Here is a 15,065-nt window from a genome sequence, read left to right as displayed (position 1 = left end):
AGATCGCCGAGCGTGCACGTGAGCACCAGGATCACCCCCAGCAGCGCCCCGATCCAGGGCGGTTTGCCGGCCAGGAACGTCGCCGTCAGGACGGCCGCGGTGATCCCGAAGAAGAGCGAACCGGCGAACCCCTCCCACGACTTCTTCGGGCTGATGGCCGGAACCATCGGGTGCTTGCCGAGCAGCACGCCGACCGCGTAGCCGCCCACGTCGGAGGCGACCACGGTGACCATCAGGCAGAACACCCGGCCCGCGCCGTCCTTCGGGTACACCAGCAGGGCGCCGAAGGACGCGAACAGGGGCACCCAAGCGGCCAGGAACACCGTCGCCGACGCGTCACGCAGGTAGTTGGCCGACGGAGACCCGGCGAACGGCTCGGGCCGCTTGCTGTTGTCCTGCATGAACAGCCGCCAGACGTTGCACACCACCACGGTGCCGCCGAAGCCGGCCAGGGCGCCGGCGGCGTGAAACGGCCACGTCAGCCAGACCGTCACCTGACCGCCGATCAGCAGCGGGATGAGCGGGATGACGTACCCGGCCTCGCGCAGCCGTCGCACCACCTCATGGGTCGCGACCATGATCGCCAGCGCGACGATGGGGACCCAGAAGCGGGGCGCGAAGATCAGCGTCACGATGAGCACGCCGCCGATGCCGGCGCCCACCGCGATGGCGGCGCGCAGGTCGCGTCCCGCGCGGGACGTCTTCTTGGCCGGCTGCGGCATGACCTTCTTGCCCTCATGCCCCGGCTCGTCGGGCGGGCTGGCTGCGCCGGTGGTTGCCACGGACCTGGGTGAACTTAGCTGCTGAGCGGCCGCTAGACCTCCAGCAGCTCGCCTTCTTTGTGCTTGACCAGGTCTTCGATCTGGGTGATGTACTGGTGCGTGGTCTTGTCGAGGTCTTTTTCCGCCCGCCCGACCTCGTCCTCACCGGCCTCGCCGTCCTTGCGGATGCGGTGTAGCTCTTCCATCGCCTTGCGGCGGATGTTGCGCACCGACACCTTGGCGTCTTCCCCTTTGCCCTTGGCCTGTTTGACCAGCTCCCGACGCCGCTCCTCGGTGAGTTGCGGCACCGCCACCCGGATGAGGGTGCCGTCGTTGGTCGGGTTGACGCCCAGATCGGAGTTGCGGATCGCCGTCTCGATCGCGCCGAGCTGACCGGTCTCGTACGGCTTGATCACGACGAGCCGCGCCTCGGGCACGTTGATGCTGGCCAATTGCGTGATCGGGGTGGTGGCGCCGTAGTAGTCGATGACAATCCGGGAGAACATGCCGGGGTTGGCGCGGCCGGTCCGGATGGTTGACAAGTCGTCGCGGGCCACCGCTACGGCCTTCTCCATTTTCTCTTCGGCGTCGAAGAGAGCCTCGTCAATCATCGTTCGCTCTTCCCCTCAGGTGGTGACCAGTGTCCCGATTTTCTCACCGGCGACCGCGCGGGCGATATTCCCATTGGTCAGCAGGTTGAACACCAGGATCGGCATGCCATTGTCCATGCACAGGCTGAACGCCGTGGCGTCGGCCACTCGAAGCCCCCGGTCGATGACCTCGCGATGGCTGATCGCGGCGATCAGCTCGGCGTGCGGATTCTGCCGCGGGTCCGCTGAGAACACCCCGTCGACCGCCTTGGCCATCAAGACCACTTCCGCCCCGATCTCCAGTGCCCGCTGCGCGGCCGTGGTGTCAGTGGAGAAGTAGGGCAACCCCATGCCGGCCCCGAAGATCACCACCCGGCCCTTCTCGAGGTGACGGACGGCGCGCAACGGCAGATACGGCTCGGCGACCTGCCCCATGGTGATCGCCGTTTGGACGCGCGTGACGATGCCTTCCTTTTCCAGGAAGTCTTGCAGCGCCAGGCTGTTCATCACCGTGCCGAGCATGCCCATGTAGTCCGAGCGGGTGCGTTCCATGCCGCGCTGCTGCAATTGCGCGCCGCGGAAGAAGTTGCCGCCACCGATCACGACCGCGACTTGGACACCGTCGCGAACCACCTCGGCGATCTGGCGGGCGACCCGCGCCACGACATCGGGGTCCAGCCCGACCTGGCCACCGCCGAACATCTCGCCGCCAAGCTTGAGCAACACCCTGGAGTACTTGGGCCGCGTCCGCGGCTGCCCGGCAGCTGATCCATTTTCCGGCTTCGGGGCCGCCGCGCCGGCGGCTTGGGGCTCCCTGGACTCCGTCATCAGGCTCCTCGCATGAGAGTGCCATCCCGGGTTAACTCCTCCGGAACGGCATTTCACATCCTGCCTCATCGCAGCACAAGCCGGCCCCGGTGGGGTGCGTTATGCGCAGAGTTGGCGAAGCGGACGACATTTCGCCGCGATCGGCCCAGGTGACGCGCGGGCGGCGCCGCGCGTCGGCGGGTTATCGCCACGGATGTTTGAGCGATGACCGTCGTGGGGAATCCGGACCATCGCGGCGGGAATTCACGGTCTTGAGAAACAAGGACTCACCTCGCCGTATGACCGGACCGATCGCGTCGGCGATCGGTGTTGAGCGCGAATCGCTCAGGTACGCCTACAAGGAGGAACTGATCCATGGCGGACAACAACTCGGGACCTGCTGAAGCCGTCAAGGGCGTCGTCGAGGACGTCAAGGGCAAGGCGAAGGAGGCCGTTGGTGCGGTGACGGGTCAAGACGACCTCACCCGCGAGGGCCAGGCCCAGCAGGACAAGGCGGAGGCACAGCGCGACGCGGCGAAGAAGGAAGCCGAGGCCGAGGCGGCCCGCGGCGGCGCCGAGGCCGCTGAGCAGCGCCAAAAGGCCAATCAGTAGCTCGCTGGGAGGATGGGTCCGGTCTGTGAAAACGGACCGGGCCCATCGACTTTTCTGGGTCAGGCGCTCGCGCCCGGCTAGCCGGGCCGACGCGGCCCGCGGGCGCCACACAATCGGTTGCATAGTTTTGCCGCGAGTGGGTACTCACCGCTGCGCTGGCTGACATCTCGCCAGGAGATGCCGACGGGCCGGGGATAACAGCGGACCCACCTTTTCGGGAGATGTCGTTGGACGTTTTACTGCTCACCGACGCGGACGACTTCGAGCGCGCCCTGCCACCCCTGACTTCGTTCGCGCGAATCATGCGGCGCGCGCCCCTTACGAGTGACGGCCAAGGGCCGGCCGATGTCGGCGACGTCGCCATCGTCGACGCTCGCGGCAACCTCGCGGCGGCGGCGGCGGCCTGCCGGCGCCTGACCGCTGATGCCCCCGCCACCGCGGTGGTGGCGCTCGCGGCGCCGGCCGACGATGTACCGCCAGACGTGGACTGGAACGTCGACGATGTCATGCCCCCGGGAACCGACCCCGACGAGCTGCAGGAGCGGCTGCGGCGGGCGATTGCGTTGCGGCGCAGCGCAATCAACGGCTGTTTGCGGTTCGGCGCCCTGCTCTTACATCCGACCAGTCTCACCGGGTCGCTGGAAGGCAAGGACCTGGGTCTGACGCTGACCGAGTTCAAACTGCTGAGTTTCCTTGTGCAGCACGCCGGTCGGCCATTCACCCGGACCCGCCTGATGCACGAGGCGTGGGGCTATGACAGCAACGGCCGGGTCCGTTCGGTGGACGTCCACGTCCGCCGGCTGCGCGCCAAGCTCGGGCCCCGACATCAATCGATGGTGAACACCGTCCGAGGCGTCGGCTATATGGCCAAGACCCCACCCCAGCCGGAATGGATCGTCAGCGAGCCGACGCTGACACTCGCGCCGACGGACTCCGCCTGGGATCCGGTCGCGCAGTGAGACAGTGAGCCCGAATCGCCCTGTCCGAGAAGGACTTCAGGGATAGGTCAGCCGAAGAGCGGGAAGGCGCGCTTGCGCGCGAGCGCGTCCATGCCGTCCTGGATGGCGTCCTGGATCTCGCTGTACTTGCGGTCGACGTACGCTTCGTCCTCCGCCCGGGCCGGATCGTGGTCAAGCTCCACGGCGGGCATGAACCGGGTTCTGATCTTGGCCGGTAGCGGCAGCTGCGGAAGCGCCGCCGGTGCGATCCCCCACGGCAGCGAGATCGCCAAGGGGAACACTTTGAGCCGCAGCACGCGGTCCAGCCGCAAGGCCTTCGACAGCTTGTCACCCCGGATCAGTACGGGCATGGCGTCGGCACCGCCCACCGTCGCCATCGGCACGACGGGCACGCCGGCCCGAATCGCCATCTTCACGAAGCCCTTTCGGCCCGCCAGGTTGGCCTGGTCGCGCTCGATCCACGGGCGCAGGGAGTCCACTTCCCCACCCGGCCACAGCGCGACGTCGCGCCCTTCGGCCAGCGCGGTGGCGATGGCGTCCGGGGCGGCCGGAAGCACACCCATCGACCGGAAGTACCGGCCGATCACCGGAATCGCCATCAACGCGTCATGGGCCGTGCCGTGCAGTGGACGTTCCTGCCCGAAACGCCGCCACCATTGCAGACCGACCGTCCAGGCATCCCAGACGAAGGGAGCGCCGGAGTGGATCCCCACCAGCAGAACCGGCGGCTCCGGAATGTTTTCCCAGCCATCGACCTCCATGCGAAACCAGTAGTCCACCAGCACATTCCACAGATACTTCTGCCGCTGTAGGGTGGTCTCGTCCTGGCCGCTGAGGTCCCACCTGCCGGCGCGCTCGGCGACCCAGCCGCTCAATCCGCCGCCCTGGCCGCTGCGCCTATCCTCCATCGCCGCCCGCGCCCGCTCGGCGTTCCGTTGCGCCTGTTCGCGTACTTCGGCTGGCCTGTGATCCGGGTTACTCATGGGTACGGTGTACCCGATTCGTTCCCGCATGACGCAACACCCGGCCGCAAAAGCGGAACTCCCCGCGTCGCATGCGACACGGGGAGATACCCGCAAGCCGGATTAGGTGTGGGCCGGGGCCGGCGGTGCACCCGGTGCCGGGCTCGGGCTCGGCGCGCCCGGCGCCGCGCTGCTCGGCACGTTCGACGTCCACATCAGGACGTCTTGCATTCCGTCGTTGTAGACCACGCCGTTGGGCGGCGCGCCCGTCACGTCGAAGTACAGCGTTCCGGTCGACTCGCTACCCTGCGGGATCGGCGCGGGGTTGAGGCCATTGGGGGCCCCCACCTTGTCGATCACCCGGTAGTTCTGGCCGTTGGGCCCACGCGCGATGAAGTCGTTGACCATCGGGGTCACGACCCCGCCGTCCGAGCGGGCGGTGACGTCCGCCTGATAGAGCGTTCCCTTGGGCGTGTAGCCGGGGATCGTGACGTTACTCGGCTGCAGGTTGCTCACCGTGTAATCGGTGACCAGCGGCCCATCGACCAGTTTTTCGCTGGTGCCGAAGCCCTGAATGTTGGGCGGCGGCGAGGCGAAAGCGGGCGCCGCCGCGAAAATGCTCGCCGCAATCCCCCCGGCAGCCGCAGCTGTCTTTATGGCGGTCCTGGTGACCTTCATTGCTCATTCCTTTCGTGTCGAACAATCGCCCCCCGGAAGGGCAATACGCACATAGGCCGCAAATAGCCCCTCGCTGTCCGCTTTAAACATGTGCGCCCGCTTTATTCGCAATTTTCAATCCACTACCTGGCGAAACGTTGTTGTTTTGCCGGACAGCAACTTTCGCAACACTTCTTAACATCCGTATCGCTATTCACGTCGAATGACTCGGACGCCGACGCTGGGGGCGGCCGGATTAGCCCCGGCCGTGGCGGGTAGTCGGAGCGGGAGAATCCGACGATACGAGAGGGGCCGTCGATGGAACGCGGAAGCTCTAAGCACAGCCCGCGCGAGGACGACGAACTCAAGCACGAATTGGACGGCACGCTGCGCGGTAACCGGTCCAGTCGCGCCGAGGAATGGCGCGATCCCGAACCGCCGGCCGACGACGACCCCGACGTCCCCACGGCCCGTCCGGAGACACGCGAACCATAAGTCGGCCTTTCGACCACGAATTGAGGAATCTCATGGGCTTTGCGCCTCAGCAACAAACCGCCCCGGGCGTCCAGGGCCGGATGGACCCGGCGCCCGACTGCGGCGAAAACACTTACCAGGGCTCGGGAAAGCTCACCGGGAAAAGGGCGATCGTCACCGGGGGTGATAGCGGCATCGGCCGCGCGGTCGCTATCGCTTTCGCCCGCGAAGGCGCCGACGTGCTGATCTCCTACCTCAATGAGGACGACGACGCCCGAGACGTCGCACGCTACGTGGAAGACGCCGGGCGCAAATGCGTGCTGGTATCCGGCGACCTTTCCGACGCTGCCCATTGCCGCGCCGTCGTCGACCGCGCCGTCGAGGAATTCGGCGGCATCGACATCCTCGTCAACAATGCCGCATACCAGATGATGCACAAGAGCCTTGACGAAATCAGCGACGAGGAATGGGATTACACGTTCAGGCTCAATGTCGGCGCTTACTTTTATCTGACCAAGGCGGCCGTGCCGCACATGAACGCGGGGTCGTCGATCATCGGCAGTTCGTCGGTCAACTCCGACACGCCCAATCCGACGCTGGCGCCCTACGCCGCCACCAAAGCCGCGATCGCCAATTTCTCGGCCAGCCTTGCTCAGTTGCTGGGAGAGAAGGGGATTCGGGTGAACAGCGTCGCGCCCGGCCCGATCTGGACGCCGCTGATCCCCTCGACCATGCCCCCGGACAGCGTGGAGTCATTCGGCGACAACACGCCGCTCGGGCGTGCGGGCCAGCCCGCCGAACTCGCACCCATCTACGTGCTGTTGGCCTCCGACGACGCGAGTTACATCTCCGGCGCACGGGTGGCCGTCACCGGGGGCCGGCCAATTCTCTAACGCCACAGGACGTTTGCTCTTGCCGGCGGTTCAGGAGCCCCGGTTTTCGCCCAGCTCGTCGACGATCGGGCTCGGAGCGGGGATGTCTTTTGCGTTTTCGGCCAGCCCGGGCTTGGTGTGGGAGCGACGAGCCGCCGCCTTGTCGGCGTCGCTGACGTCGCGATCGTCGACGATGCTGACCGACGCGGCCACCTGGGCGGCGTTGTTGTAAGTCTCGGGCGCAATGCTCCGCAGGGCGCGGATCGTGTCATCGTCGCAGCCATTGCGGCCGGCGGCGTCAAGCAGATCCTGCTTGTTCGCCGGAAAGTCCACATCGGTGAAGCACTGACGCAGTTGACTGGGAGTAGTGGACGCAACCATGGCTTTCCGGGTGCCCGGTGGCCATGGCGCTAAACCCGGCCCCCGGGTGACGTCTCGGTCACATCGGTGCGGCCGTGGGGCGCCCGTCTCAGCGACCGCGGACCCGGCGGTTGTGCTTCTTGATCGCGTCGACCAACTCCGACTTGCTCATCGTCGACCGGCCGTGCACGTCGAGTCGCCGGGCCACGTCGAGCAGGTGCTTCTTGCTCGCGTTGGCGTCCACGCCTTCGGCGGTCGGGCCGGAGGCACGCGGCCCGCCGCTCTTGGCGCGCTCGTCGGACGGCCCCTTCTCTTCTTTTGGCTCCCAATGATCGCCGACCTTTTCGAAGCTGTGCTTGAGCGCGGAATACGCGACCCGGTGGGCGCGCTCCTCGCTGCCGTATTCGTCGGCCGCCGCGTCATGCGTTTTGGCGAACGTGCGTTGCGCCTTGGCGTTGGAACGCCGCAAAGTGCTCGGCAGTTCGTCCTTCTTCGGCTTGCCGCCTTTGGTCGTCTTCGGCATGAAAACCTCCTGATGCGCGGTGCGGGTGACATTTCGGTTACCCCATTGACGGGCGGGCAATCACCACGTCGCGCCGCGAAGCCCACGTCCAGCGCCCGAAAATATGTCAATATCATTGACATGGTTCAGGCCGAAGATGCCCCGCTTGGTTACCTGCTGTACCGGGTGGCCAGCCTGCTGCGACCCGAGGTTTCCGCGGTGTTGGGCCCGCTCGGACTGACGCTGCCCGAATTCGTCTGCCTGCGCATGCTTTCCCTGGTTCCGGGGATGTCGAGCGCCGAGCTGTCCCGGCAGGCCGGCGTCACACCGCAGGCGATGAACACGGTGCTGCGCAAGCTGGAAGACATTGGCGCCGTGGCCCGTCCGACATCGGTGTCCAGCGGCCGCGCGCTACCCGCCACGCTGACCGGTCAGGGCCGCGCCCTGCTGAAGCGCGCAGAGGGCGCGGTGCGGACCGCCGATGCGCGCATCCTGGCCAAGCTGACCGAAACTCAGCAGCGCGACTTCAAGCGCATGCTCGACAAGCTCGGGTCCGACTGAGCCGCCTACGCCGCTTGGATCCGGGCCCAAGGTCGGGCCTCTTCGAGTTCGTAGGCCAGCTCGAGCAGTAGCGCCTCCTGCCCGAGGTTGGTCGAGAACATCATGCCCACCGGCATGCCTTCGTCGGACTGCGCCAACGGAAGTGAGATCGCCGGCTCGCCGGTGACGTTCTGCAGCGGGGTGAACGAGACCCAATCGATCAGTCGCTCGATGACCTGGTGGTAGTCGGTGGGTGCCAGATAGCCGATGCGGGGCGTCTCGTCGGCGAGCGTCGGGGTCAGCACGACGTCGTAGGTGCCGAAGAATTGTGCGGTCCGCCTACGGATTCGGCGCAGGCGCATGATCGCCAGGGGCAGGCGGTGGATGTTGCGGGTGGTGTGTCGCTCCAGCCCGAGCGTCAGACTGTCCAGCCGGCTGCGGTCGAACGTCTTGCCGAACATGTGCCGCCCGCTGCGCACCTGGGCCAGCGCGAGGAATCCCCAGTAAAGGACGAAATCGTCGACGAAACTGGCCGGCACCGGGGGCTCGTCGAGGTATTCGACGCGGTGCCCGAGCTCCTCGAGAAGACCGGCGGACTTCAGCGTCAGCTCGCGCACCTGGGGGCTGCAGTCGCGTTGCACGGAACGGGTCAGCACGGCGATCCGCAGCCGCTGCCTGCCGGGCCCGATGACGTCCCCGACCGGCGCCAGTTTCGGGTTACGCCAGATGCGTTCGGCCTCCCGGTAGAACGCCGCGGTGTCACGCACCGAACGGGTCACCACACCGTTGGCGACGATGCCCACCGGCATCCGGCGCAGGTGGGCGTCCAGCGGCAGCCGCCCGCGCGACGGCTTCAGCCCGACAAGCCCGTTGCAGGCGGCAGGGATGCGGATGGAGCCGCCGCCGTCGTTGGCGTGGGCGATCGGCACCACGCCGGCGGCAACGAACGCACCCGAGCCCGACGAGGATGCGCCGGCGCTGTAGTCGGTGTTCCACGGGTTGCGGACCGGCCCCAGCCGTGGATGTTCGGCCGACGCGCTGAAACCGAATTCCGACAACTGCGTCTTACCGACGGGAGCCAGCCCGGTGCCAAGGAACAGCCGGGTGAATTCGCCGTCGGAGGTGGCGTTCCACGGCGTCCACGCGTCGGTGCCGTGCATCGTCGGCTGGCCGGCGATGTCCACGTTGTCCTTGAGGAACGTCGGGACGCCGTCAAAGAAGCCGTTCGCCGCCGGGGCGGTTCGCGCCTGCTGAAAAGCCGCATAGGCCAGGCCGTTGAGGACCGGGTCGACGGCCTCGGTGCGGGCGATGGCGGCCTCGACCACCTCCGCCCTACTGACCCAGCCGGCCTGGAGCGCGTGGGCGAGGCCGACCGCGTCCAGATCACCGAGGGCGTCGTCGCCGAACGCATGCACGTGTCGCATGTAACCGACGCTAGCCCGCGCCCGCGCGGGGCTTAGGCCTGGCCCACCTCGAAGCGCACGAACCGCGTAACCGTCACGCCGGCCTCGTCGAGCAGGGCCTTGACAGTCTTCTTGCTGTCGGACACCGAGGGCTGCTCCAGCAGCACGGAGTCCTTGAAGAAACCGTTCAGCCGGCCTTCGACGATCTTGGGCAGCGCCTGCTCCGGCTTGCCCTCGGCCTTCGCCGTTTCCTCGGCGATGCGGCGCTCGCTGGCCACGACGTCCTCGGGGACGTCGTCGCGGGACAGGAAGCGCGCCTTGAGCGCCGCGATCTGCAGCGCGACGGAGTGCGCGGCCTCGACGTCGGAGCCGCTGTATTCCACCAAGACACCGACGGCGGGCGGCAGGTCCGCGGCCCGCTTGTGCAGGTAGGCCTCGACGGTGCCGTCGAAGTACGCGACACGGCGCAGCTCGAGCTTCTCGCCGATCTTGGCCGACAGGTCGGCGATGGCCTGCTCGACCGTCTTACCGCCCGTGGTGGCAGCCTTGAGCGCCTCGACGTCGGTGGCCTTGGATTCGGCCGCCGCGGCGACGATGTCGTCGGCGAGCTTCTGGAACTCGGCGTTCTTCGCGACGAAGTCGGTCTCGGAGTTCAGCTCGATCAGCGCGCCGCCCTTGGCCGCGACCAGGCCTTCGGCCGTGGCACGCTCGGCGCGCTTGCCTACGTCCTTGGCGCCCTTGATGCGCAACGCCTCGACGGCCTTGTCGAAGTCGCCGTCACTCTCGGCCAGCGCGTTCTTGCAGTCGAGCATCCCGGCGCCGGTGAGCTCCCGCAGCTTCTTGACGTCGGCGGCGGTGAAGTTGGCCAATGCTCAGCCTTCCTTAGGAGGGTTCAGTGGTTGATTCGGTCGCGCCCGCAGCGGCTTCGGTGGGGGCGGCGGTTGCAGCGGCGGAGGCCAACAGTTCCTGCTCCCACTCGGGCAGCGGCTCGGCGGCTTCGGCCTCGGGCTTGCCGTCGGTGCGGCCGACCCCGGCGCGGGCCTGCAGGCCCTCGGCAACCGCGGAGGCGATCACCTTGGTCAGCAGGGCCGCCGAGCGGATCGCGTCGTCGTTCCCGGGAATCGGGTAGTCGACCTCGTCGGGGTCGCAGTTGGTGTCCAGGATCGCGATGACCGGGATGCCCAGCTTGCGGGCCTCGCCGACGGCGATGTGCTCTTTGTTGGTGTCGACCACCCAGATCGCCGACGGCACCTTGGCCATGTCGCGGATACCGCCCAGGCTGCGCTCCAGCTTGTTCTTCTCCCGGGTCAGCATCAGGATCTCTTTCTTGGTGCGACCCTCGAAGCCGCCGGTCTGCTCCATCGCCTCGAGCTCCTTGAGGCGCTGCAGCCGCTTGTGCACCGTGGAGAAGTTGGTCAGCATGCCGCCCAGCCAGCGCTGGTTCACGTAGGGCATGCCGACGCGGGTCGCCTCGGCCGCGACGGATTCCTGCGCCTGCTTCTTGGTGCCGACGAACATGATGCTGCCGCCGTGGGCGACGGTCTCCTTGACGAACTCGTATGCCTTATCGATATAGGTCAGCGTCTGCTGCAGGTCGATGATGTAGATGCCGTTGCGGTCGGTGAAGATGAACCGCTTCATCTTGGGATTCCAACGACGGGTCTGGTGCCCGAAGTGAGTGCCGCTGTCCAGCAGCTGTTTCATGGTTACGACGGCCATGCTCGTGCCTTACTTGTGTCGGTTGTCGCCCGGCATCGGGTGAAGCCGGGCCCTGGCGCCTGCTGCGATGCCGGACCCTGTTAAGGGACCGCCCGGCATGCGGTGCGAACTCCTAATAAAACGGGAGACGCGGGGCGGACGCGCGAAGTCAGCCCGCGAACGAGCTGCGACCAGGAGTTTACACCGACTCAGCTGGTGGTTTTGCACAGCACCGCCCCGGCCTGAGTGGTGCCGGCGCAAGCGGGGCGATGAACTGAGCCGATGCGACGGGTTTTGCCGCTGATGCTGTGCCTGGCGGTGCTCGGCGCGGGGCCGGCGGTTGCGGACGACGCCCGCCTGGATTGGCCGTTGCGCCCGCCGCCGGCTGTCACCCGCGGATTCGACGCCCCGTCACCGGACTGGAAGCCCGGGCATCGGGGCGTGGACCTGGCCGCGGCCGCAGGTCAGCCGGTGTACGCGGCGGGCACCGCCACCGTGGTGTTCGCCGGGCGGCTGGCGGGGCGGCCGGTGGTGTCGCTGGCCCACCCGGGCGGGCTGCGCACCAGCTACGAGCCGGTCCGGGCGGCGGTGCGGGTGGGTCAGCCGGTTACGGCCCAGACCGTGATCGGCTCGTTGGAGGCCGGGCATCCCGGCTGCCGGGCCGCCGCGTGCCTGCACTGGGGCGCGATGTGGGGTCCGGCCTCGGGCGCGCACTATGTCGATCCGCTGGGTTTGGTGAAGTCGACGCCGATCCGACTCAAGCCGCTGCGGGGGAGTTGAGTGTGCGCCTATGGCGGTCCCGCGCGGCGTGTCGCCGCCCAGGCCGCACACTCAACGCCCTGAGCGCACGCTCACGCCCGCGGATGGGCCTGATCGTGCACCGCCCGCAACCGCGAGACGGCGACATGGGTGTAGAGCTGCGTGGTCGCCAGGCTCGAATGGCCGAGCAGTTCCTGCACGACACGCAGGTCGGCCCCGCCTTCCAGCAGATGCGTGGCCGCGCTGTGCCGCAGGCCGTGCGGCCCCATGTCGGGCGCGCCGTCCACCGCGGACACCGTCTCGTGCACGACGGTGCGGGCCTGGCGCACATCGAGCCGCCGACCACGCGCACCCAGCAGCAGCGCCGGCCCCGACTCGGCGGTCACCAGCGCGGGACGCCCCTCGTCCAGCCAGGCGCGCAGCGCCTCGGCGGCCGGCGTCCCGAACGGCACGGTGCGCTGCTTGTTGCCCTTACCGAGCACCCGGATCAGCCGGTGCCCGGCATCCACATCGTCGACGTCCAGACCACACAATTCGCTCACCCGGATCCCAGTGGCATACAGCATCTCGACGATCAACCGGTCCCGCAATGCCATCGGATCCCCTTGTTGGGCACCGGATTTCGCGGCGGCCATCGCGTCGAGGGCCTGGTCTTGGCGCAGCACCGCCGGCAGGGTGCGGTGCGCCTTAGGCACCTGAAGCCGGGCCGCCGGGTCCGCGGCCAGCAGCCCGCGCCGGACGGCCCACGCGGTGAACGCCTTGACCGCCGAGGTGCGACGGGCCAGCGTGGTGCGGGCGGCACCGGCGGCCCCCGAGGCCGACAACCAGGACCGCAAGAGGGGCAGGTTCAGTCCGTCCAGTCCGGCGCCGCGGTCGTCGAGAAAGGTCAGCAGCGAGCGCACGTCGCCCAGATAGGCCCGACGGGTGTGGGCCGACCGGCCGCATTGCAGCGACAGGTATTCGTCGAACTCCTCGAGGATGGGTTCGCTGTGCGGCACTCCCCCACGCTCGCAGACATGGGCGGGCCGTTGTCAGTCGACGCGCCGAAGCGTGTCCGGGGTGAGATCTTTCAGTGTCGGATAGCCGTCGACGGCCATGATCAGGTCCGCTTCGGCCAGCAGCGAACGCAGCACGTGCACGATGCCGTCGACCCCACCGAGCGCCAGGCCGTACGCGTACGGCCGGCCGACGCCCACCGCGGTCGCGCCCAGCGCCAGCGCTTTGACGATGTCGGCGCCGTTGCGGATGCCCGAATCGAACAGCACCGGCAGGCCGTCGGCCGCCTCAACCACACCCGGCAGGCAGTCCAGCGCGGGCAGGCCGCCGTTGGCCTGGCGGCCGCCGTGCGTCGAGCAGTAGATGCCGTCGACGCCGCCGTCCTTGGCGCGCCGGGCGTCGTCGGGATGGCAGACGCCCTTGATGATGAGCGGTAGCTCGGTCAGCGATCGCAACCACGGAAGGTCGTCCCACGTCAACGGATTGCCGAACGTCGTGATCCACTGCAGCACAGTGGCTTGCGGGTCCTCCTCGGGCGGGCGCGGCAGGCCGGCGCGAAAGACCGGGTCGCTGGTGTAGTTGCTCAGGCACAGGCCCCGCAATTGCGGAAAGTTCGCCGTGCTGAGGTCCCGCGGACGCCATCCGGGAATCCAGGTGTCCAGGGTGACGATGATGCCCCTGTAGCCGGCGGCCTCGGCGCGTTGCACGAGGCTGGCGGCGAGCTCGCGATTCTTCGGCGTGTACAGCTGGAAAAAGCCGGGGGTGTCGCCGAACTGGGCGGCGACGTCTTCCAGCGGGTCGGCGGTCAGCGTGGAAACGACCATTGGGACACCGGTGGCCGCGGCGGCGCGCGCGGTGGCCAGGTCGCCGTGGCCGTCTTGAGCGCAGATGCCGATCACGCCGATCGGGGCCATGAACAACGGTGACGGCAGCGTGAGGCCGAACACCTCAACCGACAGGTCCCGCTCGGCGGCGCCGACGAACATGCGGGGCATCAGGCCCCAGCGGTCGAACGCCTCGCGATTGGCCCGTTGGGTGCGCTCGTCTCCGGCGCCACCGGTGACGTAGGACCACACCGACGGCGACATCGCCCGCTCGGCCCGGGCCTCCAGCTCCGCGAAGGCCATCGGCAGCGCGGGCGCGATCCCGCCCAGACCCTTGAAGTAGATCTCGTTCTGGTAATCGCCGTAATGCGCCATGGGAGTAGAGGATGCCAGCCGGCGGTCAGGCCGACGAATCCGCTAGGAAGCCCCGGCCTCCGCCTCGGCCAATTCCTTCTTCCATTGCCGGAACGTCTCTTCGGTGCGGCCGCGGCGCCAGTAACCCGAGATGGACGACGCCCACTTGGCGTCCACGCCGCGCTCCTTGCGGATGTAGGGCCGCAGATTGTGCATCACGCTTTGCGCCTCGCCGTGAATGAAGACGTGCACCTGACCGGGCAGCCACGGCGTGGTGGTGACCGCCTCGATGAGCGGTGCGTGGTCGCCGGCGCGGTCCTCGGGGACCAGATCGGCCCGCCCGCCGCGATAGACCCAATGCACCTCGACGCCTTCCGGCGCGGTCAGCGGAATCTCGTCTTCCTGGCCCGCCACCTCGATGAACGCCTTGCCAACGGCGTTGGGGGGCAGCGCCTCCAGCGCGGCGGCGATGGCCGGAAGCGCCGACTCGTCGCCGGCCAGCAGATGCCAGTCGGCCGCCGGGTCGGGGGTGTAGGCACCGCCGGGCCCCATCAGGAAGATGCGCTGGCCGGGCTGCGCCGCCGCGGCCCATTGGCCCGCGACCCCGTGCTCGCCGTGCACGACGATGTTCAGCGTGATCTCGCCGGCCGCCGCATCCACGTGCCGGACGGTCATGGTCCGGACCGACGGCCTCTTCTCGGGGGGCAGCCCGGCGAAGCTGTCCAGGGTCAGCGGCTGGGGCAGGTCCGCGACGTCGACGTCGTCCGCGACGAACGCCAACTTCACGTAGGAGTCGGTGAATTTGCTTGGTACGAAGGCGTCGAAGTCCTTGCTCCTCAGCACCACGCCGACCATGTGCGGTGTGAGTTCCTTGGTATCGACAACCTCGAAGCGTTGCAGAGGTCGACCCGCCACTTGTCCTCCTGTCCCCGCCC

18 protein-coding genes and 1 pseudogene are annotated in these 15,065 nt (G+C 68.1%); 6 read left to right on the top strand and 13 right to left on the bottom strand.

Annotated features, from left to right (window positions below; genetic code table 11):
• The 3 genes from A5711_RS06685 to pyrH all read right to left on the bottom strand — a co-directional run.
• Positions 1 to 782, bottom strand: a 782-nt coding sequence (locus A5711_RS06685; RefSeq protein WP_369829922.1) for a phosphatidate cytidylyltransferase, incomplete at its 3' end; no start/stop codon positions are given.
• A 32-nt stretch (positions 783 to 814) separates the two neighbouring features.
• The gene (gene frr / locus A5711_RS06680) at positions 815 to 1,372 is read right to left on the bottom strand and encodes a ribosome recycling factor (RefSeq protein ID WP_046186785.1); all 558 of its coding nucleotides are present in this window, start codon (positions 1,370 to 1,372) and stop codon (positions 815 to 817) included.
• 15 nt (positions 1,373 to 1,387) lie between these two features.
• A complete protein-coding gene (gene pyrH / locus A5711_RS06675) occupies positions 1,388 to 2,179 on the bottom strand; it encodes a UMP kinase (RefSeq protein ID WP_067944835.1) in 792 nt (263 codons plus the stop codon).
• A gap of 354 nt (positions 2,180 to 2,533) precedes the next feature.
• Here pyrH and A5711_RS06670 point away from each other — a divergent pair, with 354 nt between their 5' ends.
• On the top strand, positions 2,534 to 2,770 hold the full coding sequence (locus tag A5711_RS06670) for a CsbD family protein (protein WP_067212426.1): 237 nt from the start codon (positions 2,534 to 2,536) through the stop codon (positions 2,768 to 2,770).
• Between the two features lie 221 nt (positions 2,771 to 2,991).
• Entirely contained in the window at positions 2,992 to 3,729 is a 738-nt protein-coding gene (locus A5711_RS06665) for a response regulator transcription factor (protein ID WP_067944834.1), read from the top strand.
• A 47-nt stretch (positions 3,730 to 3,776) separates the two neighbouring features.
• Here the strand turns inward: A5711_RS06665 and A5711_RS06660 are convergent, their stop codons facing one another.
• Positions 3,777 to 4,742: a lysophospholipid acyltransferase family protein gene (locus tag A5711_RS06660; RefSeq protein ID WP_067944833.1), complete on the bottom strand. Its 966-nt coding sequence runs from the start codon at positions 4,740 to 4,742 to the stop codon at positions 3,777 to 3,779.
• A 72-nt stretch (positions 4,743 to 4,814) separates the two neighbouring features.
• On the bottom strand, positions 4,815 to 5,369 hold the full coding sequence (locus A5711_RS06655) for an MPT63 family protein (RefSeq protein ID WP_067944832.1): 555 nt from the start codon (positions 5,367 to 5,369) through the stop codon (positions 4,815 to 4,817).
• Positions 5,370 to 5,666: 297 nt separating this feature from the next.
• Between A5711_RS06655 and A5711_RS27165 the strand changes: the two genes are divergently transcribed.
• Positions 5,667 to 5,843, top strand: a complete 177-nt coding sequence (locus A5711_RS27165) for a hypothetical protein (protein ID WP_197500934.1) — start codon at positions 5,667 to 5,669, stop codon at positions 5,841 to 5,843.
• Positions 5,844 to 5,875: 32 nt separating this feature from the next.
• Positions 5,876 to 6,715, top strand: coding sequence for a glucose 1-dehydrogenase (locus A5711_RS06650; protein ID WP_067944831.1), 840 nt, complete (start codon positions 5,876 to 5,878; stop codon positions 6,713 to 6,715).
• A 30-nt stretch (positions 6,716 to 6,745) separates the two neighbouring features.
• On the opposite strand, the gene A5711_RS06645 is transcribed toward A5711_RS06650, so the two are convergent.
• Positions 6,746 to 7,075: a DUF2795 domain-containing protein gene (locus tag A5711_RS06645; protein ID WP_067944830.1), complete on the bottom strand. Its 330-nt coding sequence runs from the start codon at positions 7,073 to 7,075 to the stop codon at positions 6,746 to 6,748.
• 88 nt (positions 7,076 to 7,163) lie between these two features.
• On the bottom strand, positions 7,164 to 7,577 hold the full coding sequence (locus tag A5711_RS06640; RefSeq protein WP_067944829.1) for a ChaB family protein: 414 nt from the start codon (positions 7,575 to 7,577) through the stop codon (positions 7,164 to 7,166).
• A gap of 120 nt (positions 7,578 to 7,697) precedes the next feature.
• On the opposite strand from A5711_RS06640, the gene A5711_RS06635 reads away from it, so the two are divergent.
• The gene (locus A5711_RS06635; RefSeq protein WP_066952628.1) at positions 7,698 to 8,117 is read left to right on the top strand and encodes a MarR family winged helix-turn-helix transcriptional regulator; all 420 of its coding nucleotides are present in this window, start codon (positions 7,698 to 7,700) and stop codon (positions 8,115 to 8,117) included.
• Between the two features lie 5 nt (positions 8,118 to 8,122).
• Here the strand turns inward: A5711_RS06635 and A5711_RS06630 are convergent, their stop codons facing one another.
• Genes A5711_RS06630 through rpsB form a run of 3 tightly spaced genes read right to left on the bottom strand, consistent with a single transcriptional unit; the run spans position 8,123 to position 11,218 of the window.
• Positions 8,123 to 9,520 (bottom strand): amidase, encoded by a 1,398-nt coding sequence (locus A5711_RS06630; protein ID WP_067944828.1) that lies wholly within the window; start codon positions 9,518 to 9,520, stop codon positions 8,123 to 8,125.
• Between the two features lie 32 nt (positions 9,521 to 9,552).
• Positions 9,553 to 10,368, bottom strand: a complete 816-nt coding sequence (tsf, locus tag A5711_RS06625) for a translation elongation factor Ts (protein ID WP_067944827.1) — start codon at positions 10,366 to 10,368, stop codon at positions 9,553 to 9,555.
• Between the two features lie 13 nt (positions 10,369 to 10,381).
• Positions 10,382 to 11,218 (bottom strand): 30S ribosomal protein S2, encoded by an 837-nt coding sequence (gene rpsB / locus A5711_RS06620; RefSeq protein WP_067944826.1) that lies wholly within the window; start codon positions 11,216 to 11,218, stop codon positions 10,382 to 10,384.
• A 261-nt stretch (positions 11,219 to 11,479) separates the two neighbouring features.
• On the opposite strand from rpsB, the pseudogene A5711_RS06615 reads away from it, so the two are divergent.
• A pseudogene (locus A5711_RS06615) lies at positions 11,480 to 11,965 on the top strand (M23 family metallopeptidase); the annotation flags it as partial.
• An 83-nt stretch (positions 11,966 to 12,048) separates the two neighbouring features.
• Here the strand turns inward: A5711_RS06615 and A5711_RS06610 are convergent.
• From A5711_RS06610 to A5711_RS06600, 3 genes are read right to left on the bottom strand one after another with little or no spacing between them, the layout of a single operon-like run.
• Positions 12,049 to 12,954 carry a tyrosine recombinase XerC gene (locus tag A5711_RS06610; RefSeq protein ID WP_067944824.1) on the bottom strand — a complete coding sequence of 302 codons (906 nt, stop codon included), beginning with the start codon at positions 12,952 to 12,954 and terminating at the stop codon, positions 12,049 to 12,051.
• A gap of 33 nt (positions 12,955 to 12,987) precedes the next feature.
• On the bottom strand, positions 12,988 to 14,151 hold the full coding sequence (locus tag A5711_RS06605) for a lactate 2-monooxygenase (RefSeq protein WP_067944823.1): 1,164 nt from the start codon (positions 14,149 to 14,151) through the stop codon (positions 12,988 to 12,990).
• A gap of 42 nt (positions 14,152 to 14,193) precedes the next feature.
• The gene (locus A5711_RS06600; protein WP_067944822.1) at positions 14,194 to 15,045 is read right to left on the bottom strand and encodes a siderophore-interacting protein; all 852 of its coding nucleotides are present in this window, start codon (positions 15,043 to 15,045) and stop codon (positions 14,194 to 14,196) included.
• Positions 15,046 to 15,065: the final 20 nt, after the last annotated feature.

It is taken from the genome of Mycobacterium sp. E2238, assembly GCF_001672665.1.
In the GTDB taxonomy this organism is placed as follows: Bacteria; Actinomycetota; Actinomycetes; order Mycobacteriales; family Mycobacteriaceae; genus Mycobacterium.
This window is presented reverse-complemented; position numbering and strand designations above follow the sequence as displayed.